The following is a 12,413-nucleotide window of genomic DNA, read 5'->3' on the forward strand; positions in this document are numbered from 1 at the left end:
CCGATGACCTCTCCTATCGTCGTCCCTTCGTCTGGTCCGCGCCGTGTCTTCATGCTCGGCGCGACGGGAACGATCGGCCGCGCCACCGTGCGTGCGCTGGTCGCGCGGGGGCATGAGGTGGTCTGCTTCGTCCGTCCGCGCCAGGACGCCGTGCGGGTCCAGGGCGCCACCGTCAGAACGGGCGACGTCACCGATCCCGTCTCGCTCGCGCGCGAGGGCTTTCGCGGTGAGCATTTCGACGCCGTGGTGTCCTGCATGGCATCGCGGACCGGCGTGCCGCGCGATGCCTGGGCGGTCGACCACCAGGCTCATGTGAACGTGCTGAAGGCCGGCCGCAATGCAGGCGTGACGCACTTCGTGATGCTGTCTGCCATCTGCGTGCAGAAGCCGCTGCTGGCGTTTCAGCAGGCCAAGCTGGCGTTCGAAGCGCATTTGATGGAGCAGGGCCTGACCCATTCGATCGTTCGTCCCACCGCGTTCTTCAAGTCGCTGTCGGGGCAGGTCGAACGAGTCAAGCAGGGCAGGCCGTATCTCGTGTTCGGCGATGGCCGTCTCACCGCGTGCAAGCCGATCAGCGACGCCGATCTTGGCGACTACTTGGCCGGCTGCCTCGATGACGAGAGCTGCTGGAATCGCGTGCTGCCGATCGGCGGCCCCGGACCGGCCATCACGCCGCTGGAGCAGGGCGAGCATCTGTTCGCGCTGCTCGGACGCAAGCCGCACATCCGCCACGTCCCGGTGGCGCTGCTCGACGTCGTCATCCGCGGGCTCGATCTTGCCGGTCGGGTCGTGCCGTCGCTCGCCGACAAGGCGGAGCTCGCCCGCATCGGCCGCTACTACGCCACCGAATCCATGCTGGTGCTCGACCCCGCCACCGGCCGCTACGACGCCGACGCCACGCCGTCGACGGGTTCGGAGAGGCTGTTCGACTACTACGCCAGGCTGATCCGCGGCGAGGCCACCGCCGAGCGCGGCGACCACGCGGTGTTCTGAAATCCCCAGCGCGCTGTTGAGCATTCCACCCTCTCCATCGTCAAGCCCGGGCATGACGAGTAACTCAATAGCTCGCCCCTCGGCGGTCTCCTTATGCGCGGCGTCATTGCGAGGAGCGCAAGCGACGGAGCAATCCAGAGTCGCATGCCCAGCCCTGGATTGCTTCCGCCGTCGCCCTTCGGGCTTTGGCGGACACGTCGCCTCGCTCGCAATGACGATGGTGAGAGCTGTGTTTGGGACGATGAGACTTGTGCTGAAGGCGGTGAGACATGCGGTCACCCCCTCGCGGCGCGGTTCGCGTCCGAGTCTTGCCCTTCGTCCTGCCCTCTCCGAAGAGAGGGCACGGGGAATGCCGGGCGCTGGCCGCACCCATGGCCCGCCTGCGGAAAAAAATGCAGGCGGCAGGAACCACAGGTTCAGCCGAGAACACCCGGCATTCCCCGCGCGATGGTTTGACGGCTGCTTCGCGTTCTCCCCGGTGCTCCGGGCTTTCTGGCCACCGTTGCCCGCGCGGCGCGTGAGCGCCAACGCAAGCGTGACACCAGCGTCGGGGTGTCAGGACCACGCGACTTGACCGTGCGCATCGATGCCGTTCGTCGGCGCGGAAAACCACGCTGCGACACCAACACGCCCACCGCATCCCGCCTCAACGTTCGTGACGACCGCGAAGCGCCCCTCTTGTGAGACGGGACGGCGCGCGTATAACATGATTTCTGATGAAGCGAAACAAAAATCTTGCAATTCGAAAACAAAGCGAGGAGCGCTACGTAAAGTCGGTAGGGCGGATTAGCGAAGCGTAATCCGCCGCGCCAGCAGCAGCGGCATTGTAACAGCGGGTCGCTTGAGCGTGGTTGTGACCGGGGGCCGGATCGCTGATGAAGAGCGTGTCCTTCAATAGCAGTTGGCCGTGTCAGCGGCGGATTACGCTTCGCTAATCCGCCCTACGAACTGCCACCCAGGCCGTCATGGCTGGGCCGTCTGAAGTCAAGACGGAGGAGCTATCGCGAGAGCGACGATCGCGTCAGCCCTCGACCACACACGGCACGCTCGCAAACCCGCGAAATCTGACCCGCCCCCCACGCACCGCCTCGCCGTCCAGCTGATAGTTCGGAAACCGCGCCAGAAACCGCGAGATCGCCACCGCGCCCTCCAGTCTGGCCAGCGCCATCCCGGCGCATTGATGCGCGCCGGTGGCGAAGGCGAGGTGGCGGTTGGCGAGGCGGGTGATGTCGAAGCGTTCGGGGTCGTCGAACTGGGCGGGGTCGCGGTTGGCGGCGCCGATGCACAGCGTGACCGATGTTCCGGGCGCCAAGGCGACGCCGCCGAGCTCGACCGCCTCGGTCGTCATCCGGTTGCCGAGCTGGTTGGAGCTCTCGTAGCGCAGGATCTCCTCGACCGCGGTGCGGATCAGGCCGGGCGCCTCGATCAGCCTCTGCCGCTCGGCCGGATGCTGGCACAGCAGCACCAGGCCGTTGCCGATCAGATTGGTCGTGGTCTCGTGGCCGGCATTGAGCAGGAAGATGCAGTTGTGCAGCAGCTCCGTCTCGCTCAGCCGCTCGCCGTCGGCCTCGCCCTGGATCAGCCGCGTCAGCACGTCGCGTTCGGGATTGCCGGGGGCGGCGCGGCGGCGTGCGACCAGGGTCTCGAGATAGGCCAAGAACTCTCCGACGGCCTGGTTGCCGCGCGCCAACTGCTCGCGCGTCAGCACCGGCTCCAGCGCGCCGAGGATGGCGAGCGACCAGTCGCGCAAGGGGCCGCGCTCCTCATGCGGCACGCCGAGCAGGTTGCCGATCACCTCGATCGGAATCGCGGCGGCGAAATCCTCGATCAGCTCGAACCTGTCCTTTGCCGCGATCCGGTCGAGCAGTCCTTCGACCAGCGCGATCAGCGCAGGCTCCATCTCGGCGATCGCGCGCGGCGACAGCGCGCCCATGATCAGGCGGCGCACCCGTGTGTGCGCTGGAGGATCGTTGAAGACGAGGCTCGTCGTGTGATGCTCGTACAGCGGCGAGTTGCCGTATTTGGGCGCGAACTCGCGCTTCTTGTCCGACGAGAACGTCTTGGTCGCCTTGTAGGCGGTGACCAGATCGTCGTAGCGGGTGAGGAAATAGGAGCCGTTGCGCATGCGCTTGACCGGGGCGTGCCGGCGCAGCGCGCGATAGGTCGGGTAGGGATCGGCGTAGAACTCCCGCGTCAGGCTCTCGAGATCGAACTGGCTGGCGAGCGCTGCGTCGTCGGTCATGTCTGGTCCTCCCGGCCGATTCTTGTTTTTGTCCCGGTGACCGTCGCATGGCGCGCGGCGGAAGAAAATGCGCCCGCCGCGGCGGTCCCGGCGCGGCATTGCATCCACTGATGGAGCGGTGCCGCAGATCCGCCGCTTTGGGAGGTATAAAATTGCCTTTGGCGGCCGTGGAATCCCACCTGCAATTTCAGGGACTTGGCCGCCGAACCCTGCTGCGCCGCGGCATATTTCTTGACATCAATCAAGTGAGTATTTACTCACGGCCGATGTCCACTTTGCGCATGACAAGCGATCTCCGGAGGCAGCTGATCCTCGGTGCAGCCAAGCGCTGCTTCGCGCGTCATGGCTATGCCGGCACCACGACCAAGAGCGTGGCCGCGGCGGCGGCGATCTCCGAAGCGCTGCTGTTCAAACATTTCCCCTCCAAGGCGGCGCTCTATGCGGAGATCCTCACCGAGGAGTGCGAGACCGATCCGGATTTCGAGGTGCTGCTCAGTCAGGAACCTTCGACCGCGACGCTGGTCATGATGATGGCCGGGATGGTCCGGCATTTCCTCGGGATCGCCGACGGCCCCAATGAGGAAGAAGAGCAGCGGCTGCGGCTGATGGCGTCGAGCCATCTCGACGATGGCGAATTCGCAAGGCTGCTGTATACGAAGATCGATGATCTGATCGGCGCCAAGTTCGTTAACTCCTTGGAAAGTGCCGTTGCGTGTGGTGATGCCGTGCGTCTCGTGGCTGCGCCCCGTGACCTGTTCTGGTTCGCGCACCACACCGTATTGATGGCGGCCTTGACGCGGCTTCCATCGACCCCGTGTCTGGCTTATGGAACTGCTGATAGGCTGGAGCGCCAGCTCAGCGAATTCATCCTGCGCGGCATCGGACTGACCGACGCTGCCATTGCGTGCCACCTCGATCACGAATTGTCGCAACCTCCGGCCCGGCCGGCGACGGCAGAAAGTGCATGACATGAACATTGCGACGGAACCCAAGCTCTCCGGACAGCCGGTCGACGACAAGCCGCGCAAGCGCACCCGCCCGGTGCTGTGGTTCATCGTCGTGGGCGCGCTGCTCGCGGCGCTGGTCGGCGGCTTCGTGTGGTTCAACATGTTCCGCGACAAGATGATCGCGCAGTTCTTCGCCAACATGAAGCCACCGCCGCTCAACGTCAGCATCGCGACGGCGAGTTCGGAGACGGTGCCGAACCTGTTGACCGCAGTCGGCGATCTCGCCGCCGTGCATCAGGTCAACGTCACCTCCGACGCCTCGGGCCGCATCACCGACATCATGTTCACGCCGGGCACGACGGTGAAGCAGGGCACGCCGCTGGTGCAGCTCTATGACGCGCCGGAGCAGGGCGACCTCGCCAACTACAAGGCCCAGGTCACCGTGGCGCAATTGTCGCTCGACCGAGCCAAGCAATTGGCCTCGCGCCAGTTCGGCCCGCAGGCGACCGTCGACCAGGCCCAGGCCGCCTACGACCAGGCCCAGGCCGGCGTCGCCAAGACCGAAGCGCTGATCGCGCAGAAGCTCGTGCGCGCGCCGTTCGACGGCGATCTCGGCGTCCGCAAGGTCGAAGTCGGCCAGTATCTGTCCGCCGGATCGCAGATCGTGTCGCTGACCGATCTGTCGCAGCTCTGGGTCAACTTCACCGTGACCGAAAAGGACAGCGGCCAGCTCAAGGTCGGACAGACCGTGCGCGTCGGCGTCGATGCCTATCCGGGCAAGACGTTCGAGGGCAAGATCACCACGATCGAGCCGCAGATCGCGACCGACACCCGCAACATCCGGGTGCAGGCGACGATCGCCAATCCGGAGCGCATCCTCAAGCCCGGCATGTTCGCGACCACCACGGTCGTGCTGCCGGACAAGCCGCCGGTGCTGACGGTGCCGGAGACCGCTGTCGACTACACGCTCTATGGCGACTCGGTGTTCGTCATCAACGAGAAGAAGACCGACGACGGCAAGACCGCGCTGACGGCCGACCGCATCTATGTGCAGACCGGCGACCGCATCAACGGCCGCGCGGTGATCCTCAAGGGCCTCAAGGACGGCGATCGCGTCGTCGCCGTCGGCCAGCTCAAGATCCAGTCCGGCGCCGCGGTCGCGATCTCCACCGATCCGCTGCCGCCAGTCCCGGCGAAACCGCCGCGCTACTGAGCGACCTCTGAGCCAATGCCGGGCCGCCTGATCGTGGCGGCCCGTCCGGACCTCATCTGACCTCTGCTGACGGGATTGCCGCGATGCGTTTCACCGATATCTTCATCAAGCGCCCGGTGCTGTCGGTCGTGGTCAGCCTGCTCATTCTGCTGCTTGGCCTGCGCGCCGCCTTCGTGCTGCCGATCCGGCAATATCCGAAGCTGTCGAACACGGTCGTCAACGTCACGACCGTCTATCCCGGCGCGTCCGCCGACCTGATGCAGGGTTTCATCACCACGCCGCTGGAGCAGGCGGTCGCCTCCGCCGAGGGCGTCGACTACATCACCTCGTCCTCGGTGCAGGGCACCAGCACGATCCAGGTGTTCATCAAGCTGAATTTCGATCCGAACCAGGCGCTTACCGAGGTGCTCGCCAAGGTCAACTCGGTCCGCTACCTGATCCCGAAGGAATCCAACGACCCGATCGTCACCAAGACCACGGGGCAAACGACCTCGGTGATGTATCTCGGCTTCTCCAGCGAGGAGCTGTCGGGATCGGCGATCTCGGACTATCTGACGCGCGTGGTGCAGCCGGTGCTGTCGACGGTCGACGGCGTCGCCGCGGCGAACATTCTCGGCGGCCAGACCTTTGCGATGCGGATCTGGCTGAACCCCGAGAAGATGGCCGGCCGCAACGTGTCGCCGACCGACGTCGCGGCAGCGATCGCGGCCAACAACTTCCAGTCCGCGGCCGGACAGGCCAAGGGCTATTTCATCGTCTCCAACGTCACGACCAACACCGGCCTCACCGACGTCAACCAGTTCAAGCGGATGATCGTCAAGGCCAAGGACGGCGGCTTCGTCCGCATGGAGGATATCGCGACCGTCGAGCTCGCGGCGCAGAGCACCGACGCCAGCGTCGCCTTCAACGGCGAGCGCGCCATCTTCATCGGCGTCGACGCGACGCCACAGGGCAACCCGCTCAACATCGTCAGGGGTGTGCGCGCGCTGTTCCCGGACCTCGAGCGCAACCTGCCGCCGTCGATGAAGATGAAGGTGGCCTACGATTCCACCAAGTTCATCCAGTCGTCGATCGACGAGGTCGAGCACACGCTCGGCGAGGCCGTGCTGATCGTCATCGTGGTCATCTTCCTGTTCCTGGCCTCGCTGCGCTCGGTCATCATCCCCGTCGTGACGATCCCGCTGTCCCTGATCGGCGTCTGCACGATGATGCTGGCGCTCGGCTTTTCCATCAACCTGCTGACCCTGCTGGCGATGGTTCTGGCGATCGGACTGGTCGTGGACGACGCCATCGTCGTGGTGGAGAACATCCATCGCCATCTGGAGGAGGGCAAGGCACCCGTGCAGGCTGCGCTGCAGGGCGCCCGCGAGATCGTCGGCCCCGTCATCTCGATGACGATCACCCTGGCTGCGGTGTATGCCCCGATCGGCTTCCTCGGCGGTCTCACCGGCTCGCTGTTCCGCGAATTCGCCTTCACGCTCGCCGGCTCGGTCATCGTCTCCGGCGTGATCGCCCTGACCCTATCGCCGATGATGTGCTCGGTGCTGCTGCGCAGCGCCGAAGAAGGGCGTTTCGCGCGGCTCGTCAACCGGGTGTTCGGCGCGATGACGCGCTGGTACGGCCGCCAGCTCGACCGCTCGCTCGACTACCGGCCGGTGACGGCGCTGTTCGCGCTGACGATCCTCGGCCTCGTCGGCTTCCTCTACATGCACACCTCGAAGGAGCTGGCGCCCGAGGAGGATCAGGGCATCGTGTTCTCGATCACCAAGGCGCCGAAATACGCCAATATCGACTACATCAACTTCTACACCGACAAGGTCGACAAGGCGTTCCAGAAGTTCCCCGAGACCGATCTTCGCTTCGTCCTGAACGGCATCCAAGGCCCGCAAGGCGGCTTCGCCGGCATGCTGCTCAAGCCGTGGGACGAGCGCACGCGCTCCTCGATCAAGCTGAAGCCGCTGGTGCAGGCGGAGCTGTCGAAGATCGAGGGCATCAACGCCTTCGCCTTCAACCTGCCGGCGCTGCCGGGCGGCCCCGGCGGCCTGCCGGTGCAGATGGTGATCAGCTCGACCAGCGGCTTCCAGGCGGTCTATGAGCAGATGGCCAAGCTGAAGGACGCCGCACGCAAGAGCGGCATGTTCATCGTCTCCGACAGCGACCTCGAGTTCAACCAGCCGGTGGTCAAGGTCTGGATCGATCGCAGCAAGGCGAGCGATCTCGGCATCACCATGCAGTCGATCGGCAACACCCTGGCCGTGCTGCTCGGCGGCAACTACATCAACCGCTTCAACCTCGAGGGCCGCTCCTATCAGGTGATTCCGCAGGTGCCGCGCGACAAGCGGATCTCGCCGGAATCGCTGTCCGGCTACTATGTCGCGACCTCGGCCGGCCAGCAGGTGCCGCTGTCGACCGTCGTCAGCATCGAGACCGCGACCGACCCGAACTCGCTGACGCATTTCAACCAGCTCAACTCGGCGACCTTCTCCGCCGTGCCGATGCCGGGCGTCACCGTGGGGCAGGCGGTCGACTTCCTGGAGAAGCAGGCCAAGAACCTGCCGTCCGGCTTCAGCCACGACTATCTCGCCGACGCCCGTCAATACGTCCAGGAGGGCAATCAGCTCGCCATCACCTTCGGCTTCGCGCTGATCATCATCTTCCTGGTGCTGGCGGCGCAGTTCGAGAGCCTCAGGGATCCGCTGGTGATCATGATCAGCGTGCCCATGGCGATCGTCGGCGCGCTGATTCCGCTGTTCTTCGGGCTGGCGACCATGAACATCTACACCCAGGTCGGCCTGCTGACGCTGGTCGGCCTGATCACCAAGCACGGCATCCTGATGGTGGAGTTCGCCAACGAGCTGCAGCTCAACGAGGGGATGGACCGCCGCACCGCCATCGAGACGTCCGCGCGCATCCGCCTGCGGCCGATCCTGATGACCACGGCGGCGATGGTCACCGGCCTGATCCCGCTCCTGACCGCGACCGGCGCCGGAGCCGCCAGCCGCTTCTCGATCGGCCTCGTCGTCGTCGCCGGCATGTCGATCGGCACGCTGTTCACGCTGTTCGTGCTGCCGGCCGTCTACACCGTCATCGCCACCAACCACCAGGCCGCCGCCAAGTCGCAGCGCGCCCGGCAGATCGCGCAGTTCGACGCCGAGACTGATCATGCGCTGAAGGCGACGTGACGAGGGCGCCTGGTCTCACGACATCGACGGCGGCTGCCCTGGCAGCCGCCGTTTTGTTTTGACCGGTCTCTCGACACCCCTCGCTGTCGTCCCGGCGAACGCCGGGACCCATAACCCCAGGCAGTGGTTTGAGGCAGGCGCGGAGTGACCTTCTCGCGCAACAACGACCGACGGTGGCTATGGGTCCCGGCGTTCGCCGGGACGACACTGGAGGGTGTTGCGCTAGCAAGGGCCTACTCCTCCTGCTGCGGATCGAGCGCGTCGCGCAGGCCGTCGCCGAGGAGGTTGAGGGACAGCACCACCAGGAAGATCGCGAGCCCCGGCCAGATCGCCATCCAGGGGGCATTGGTGAGGAAGCGCTGGGCGGCGTTGAGCATGCTGCCCCAGGACGGGGCCGGCGGCTGCTGGCCCAGACCTAAGAATGACAGCGCGGCTTCGGCGATGATGGCGGCGGCGACCGACAGCGTCGCCTGCACCAGCAGCGCCGGCATGATGTTCGGCAGGATATGCCTGACCGCGATCTGCAGGTCGGTATCGCCGACGCTGCGGGCGGCCTCGACATATTCCTCGACCTTGACGCTCAGCACCTCGCCGCGGGTCAGCCGGACGAAGATCGGCGTCGCCGAGATGCCGATCGCGATCATCGCATTGCCGAGGCTCGGGCCCAGAAACGCCGCCAGCGCGATCGCCAGGATCAGGAACGGGCAGGCCAGCATCGCGTCGGTGATGCGGCTGATCAGGGCATCGATGAAGCCGCCGCGAAAGCCTGCGGTCATGCCGATGGGGACGCCGATCGCCAGCGCGATGGCGACCGAGATCGCGCCGGCCAGCAGCGAGGCGCGCGCGCCATAGATCACGCGGGCCAGCACGTCGCGGCCGAGATCGTCGGTGCCGAACCAATGCGCCGCGGACGGCGCCTTGCGCACGAGCGCCCAGCTCGTCTTGACGGGATCGTAGGGCGCCACCAGCGGCGCTGATACGGCGAGCAGGATGAAGGCCGTGATCAGGCCGAGCCCGACCATTGCGCCTTTGCGCTTTACCAGCCGGCGCCAGGTGCGCTGCATCGGCCGTTCGAGCGGAGCGAGGGCGCGTGCTCCTGATGGAGCCGACAGCGTCGTCTCGGCCATGTCAGCTCCTCAAGCGCGGATTGACGAGGACATAAGCGAGATCGGCGATCAGGTTCAGCATGATGTAGACGGTGGCGGTGACCAGCACGACGCCCTGCACGACGGCGTAGTCGCGGTTGAACACGGCGTCGACGATCAGCTTGCCGAAGCCGGGGATCGAGAAGATCTGCTCGGTCAGCACGGCGCCGGACAACAGCGTCCCGAGCTCGAGCGCGCCGAGCGTGATGACCGGCGTCAGGGCGTTGCGCAGCGCGTGGCGCAGGATGACCTGGCGCTCGGAGATGCCCTTGGCGCGCGCGGTGCGGATGTAGTCGCTGCCCAGGACCTGCAGCATCGCGCTGCGGGTGTGGCGCATCAGGATCGCGGCGATGGCGTTGCCGAGCACGAAGGCCGGCATGATGGTGGCGGCGAGGCTGGCGCGCCAGTCCTCGGCGGGCGAGACGTAGCCGGAGGCGGGGAGCCAGCCGAGCTGGATCGAGAACAGGAAGATCAGCATGATGCCGAGCCAGAAGTTCGGCGTCGAGATGCCCCACAGTGCGAACAGGTTGGCGGCATAGTCCCAGGCCGTCCCGCGCTTCACGGCGGAAACGATGCCGGCGGGAATGCCGATCAGGAACGCGATCACGATCGCCATCGCCGCGAGCTGCAGGGTCACGGGCAGCTTCTGCAGGATGAGATCGCGCACCGGCATCTTGATGCGCAGCGACTCGCCGAAATCGCCCGAGAGCACGCCCTTGATCCAGTAGCCGTACTGAACGGGCAGGGGCTGGTCGAGGCGATACTGCTTGCGGATCTGCTCGATGACAGCGGGATCGCGCTCCTCGCCGGCCATCACGAGCGCGGGATCGCCGGGCAGGAGCTGTTGCAGCGAGAAGATCAGGATCGAGACGAAGATCAAGGTCGGGATGATCTGGGCTATGCGGCGGGCGAGGAAGGTCAGCATGATCAGTGCCTCTCCCGACGCTGATGCTTGCAATCAGACTCCGGTCGTGCCGCTTGCGTTCCCTCCCCCCTTGTGGGGGAGGGACAGGGAGGGGGGTGCCCCAAGCGAGATCGGAGTGCGTGGCACCCCCCTCCCCAACCCTCCCCCACAAGGGGGGAGGGAGCGGAGTGAGTGCGGGGCGCCGGCTGCGCGTCCCAACGACCAGGTGCCACCTGACCGCTCACTTCAGCTTCAGCCCGACCACCCTCACCAGGCCGTCCGGCATCTGCTTGTAGCCCTCCAGCTTCTTGGTGTGCGCGATCAGGATGCGGCGGTGATAGAGGTAGAGGATCGGCTCGTCCTCGATCTCGAGCTTGGTCAGCTTCTCGTAGAGCGCCTTGCGCTGGGCCATGTCGGTCACCAGCCGCGCGTCGCTGAGCGCCTTGTCGGCCTCGGCATTGGCCCAGACGCTGTAGTTCTGCGGCGCGTTGCTGTGCAAGAACACGTAGCTGTTGCCGTCAGGATCGATCCGGCCGCTCCATGACAGCATGAACGCCTGATAGTCGCCGGCCTCGGCCTGCTTCAGCGAGGTCGCGAACTCCGTCACACGGATCTTCATGTCGAAGCCGGCCTCGGCGGCCATCGACTGTACCACCTGGGCGGCCGCCTCGGTCTCGGCACCCTTCGGTACCATGAAGTCGACCGCGACAGGCGTCGTCACGCCGGCCTCTTTCAGCAGCGCCTTTGCCTTCTCGACATCGCGGGCACGCACCGGGAAGGCCTTCTGATAATACGGATGCGAGGGATTGACCCATTGGTTGCCCGGCATGAATTCGCCGTTGAAGACCACCTGGTTGAGCGCCTCGCGGTCGATCGCGAGATCGAGCGCCTGGCGCACCTTGGCTGACTGGCTGAGTGGGCCCTTGGCCTTGTCCTTGCCGATGTTGAGCGTGATGCCCTGGTAGCCGAGCTCGATCGCAGTCGACAGCGCAAGCCTGGAATCGGCGCGGACATCCTTGATGTCGGTCGCGAGCACGCGCTCGATCAGGTCGAGGGCACCCGACTTCAGGTTCGCCAGCCGCACCGTGGCATCGACGATGGGCTGGTAGACGATCCTGTCGATGAAGACGTTGTCCTTGTTCCAGTAGTCGGCGAACTTCTCGAACACGATCTTGTCCTGCTGGACGCGCTCGACGAACTTGTACGGACCGGCGCACACCGGATGCAGGCCGAACTTGTCGCCGGCCTCCCTGGCGGCCTTCGGCGACACCATCATGCCGGCGCGGTCGGTGAGCTGGGCGATCAGCGGCGAGAACGGCGCTTTCAACACCAGCTTGATCGTCAGGGGATCGACGACGTCGACATGATCGAGCGAGGCCAGCTCAGGCTTGCGGAACGAGCCGGGAAAGGTCAGGTGGCGGTCGAGCGAGAATTTGGCGGCCTCGGCGTCGAACGGCTCGCCGTCGTGAAACTTCACGCCGGGCCGCAGCTTGATGGTGACCTCCTTGCCGTCGGCGGATGTCTGCTGCGACAGCGCGAGCTGCGGCACGATGTTGAGCTTCTCGTCGATGTCGAACAGCTTGTCGCAGGTGGCGGCGAACACGATGCGCCCGACATAGGTGCGGGCCATGGTCGGATCGAGAACGTCGGGGTCCTCGGCAAGGCCGATGCGCAAGGTGGTCTGCGCCTGCGCGGCCGGCCCCCAGGAGGCCACGACAACGGCCGCGACGGCGGCCAAGCACCAGTTCCTCATCATCCGATGTCCCCTACGAAAATGCAGCCTGCGT

Annotated in this window: 8 protein-coding genes; 4 read left to right on the forward strand and 4 right to left on the reverse strand. The window is 65.8% G+C overall.

The window, feature by feature from the left end; translation table 11 throughout:
• The first annotated feature begins 51 nt into the window (after positions 1 to 51).
• On the forward strand, positions 52 to 993 hold the full coding sequence (locus ACQR1H_RS01015) for an NAD(P)H-binding protein (protein WP_434907176.1): 942 nt from the start codon (positions 52 to 54) through the stop codon (positions 991 to 993).
• A gap of 1,021 nt (positions 994 to 2,014) precedes the next feature.
• Here the strand turns inward: ACQR1H_RS01015 and ACQR1H_RS01020 are convergent.
• On the reverse strand, positions 2,015 to 3,235 hold the full coding sequence (locus tag ACQR1H_RS01020) for a cytochrome P450 (RefSeq protein ID WP_434906989.1): 1,221 nt from the start codon (positions 3,233 to 3,235) through the stop codon (positions 2,015 to 2,017).
• Between the two features lie 281 nt (positions 3,236 to 3,516).
• Here ACQR1H_RS01020 and ACQR1H_RS01025 point away from each other — a divergent pair, with 281 nt between their 5' ends.
• From ACQR1H_RS01025 to ACQR1H_RS01035, 3 genes are all read left to right on the forward strand, one after another.
• Positions 3,517 to 4,203: a TetR/AcrR family transcriptional regulator gene (locus ACQR1H_RS01025; RefSeq protein WP_434907177.1), complete on the forward strand. Its 687-nt coding sequence runs from the start codon at positions 3,517 to 3,519 to the stop codon at positions 4,201 to 4,203.
• Between the two features lies 1 nt (position 4,204).
• Positions 4,205 to 5,395 (forward strand): efflux RND transporter periplasmic adaptor subunit, encoded by a 1,191-nt coding sequence (locus ACQR1H_RS01030; RefSeq protein ID WP_434906990.1) that lies wholly within the window; start codon positions 4,205 to 4,207, stop codon positions 5,393 to 5,395.
• A gap of 83 nt (positions 5,396 to 5,478) precedes the next feature.
• Positions 5,479 to 8,577 carry a MexW/MexI family multidrug efflux RND transporter permease subunit gene (locus ACQR1H_RS01035; RefSeq protein WP_316218881.1) on the forward strand — a complete coding sequence of 1,033 codons (3,099 nt, stop codon included), beginning with the start codon at positions 5,479 to 5,481 and terminating at the stop codon, positions 8,575 to 8,577.
• 233 nt (positions 8,578 to 8,810) lie between these two features.
• Here the strand turns inward: ACQR1H_RS01035 and ACQR1H_RS01040 are convergent, their stop codons facing one another.
• From ACQR1H_RS01040 to ACQR1H_RS01050, 3 genes are all read right to left on the reverse strand, one after another.
• Positions 8,811 to 9,641 (reverse strand): ABC transporter permease, encoded by an 831-nt coding sequence (locus ACQR1H_RS01040; protein WP_315801390.1) that lies wholly within the window; start codon positions 9,639 to 9,641, stop codon positions 8,811 to 8,813.
• Positions 9,642 to 9,705: 64 nt separating this feature from the next.
• Positions 9,706 to 10,647, reverse strand: coding sequence for an ABC transporter permease (locus tag ACQR1H_RS01045; protein ID WP_316218879.1), 942 nt, complete (start codon positions 10,645 to 10,647; stop codon positions 9,706 to 9,708).
• Between the two features lie 220 nt (positions 10,648 to 10,867).
• The gene (locus tag ACQR1H_RS01050) at positions 10,868 to 12,379 is read right to left on the reverse strand and encodes an ABC transporter substrate-binding protein (RefSeq protein WP_434840496.1); all 1,512 of its coding nucleotides are present in this window, start codon (positions 12,377 to 12,379) and stop codon (positions 10,868 to 10,870) included.
• Between the last annotated feature and the right edge of the window lie 34 nt (positions 12,380 to 12,413).

The organism is Bradyrhizobium sp. HKCCYLRH2015 (assembly GCF_051168215.1).
In the GTDB taxonomy this organism is placed as follows: domain Bacteria; phylum Pseudomonadota; class Alphaproteobacteria; order Rhizobiales; family Xanthobacteraceae; genus Bradyrhizobium.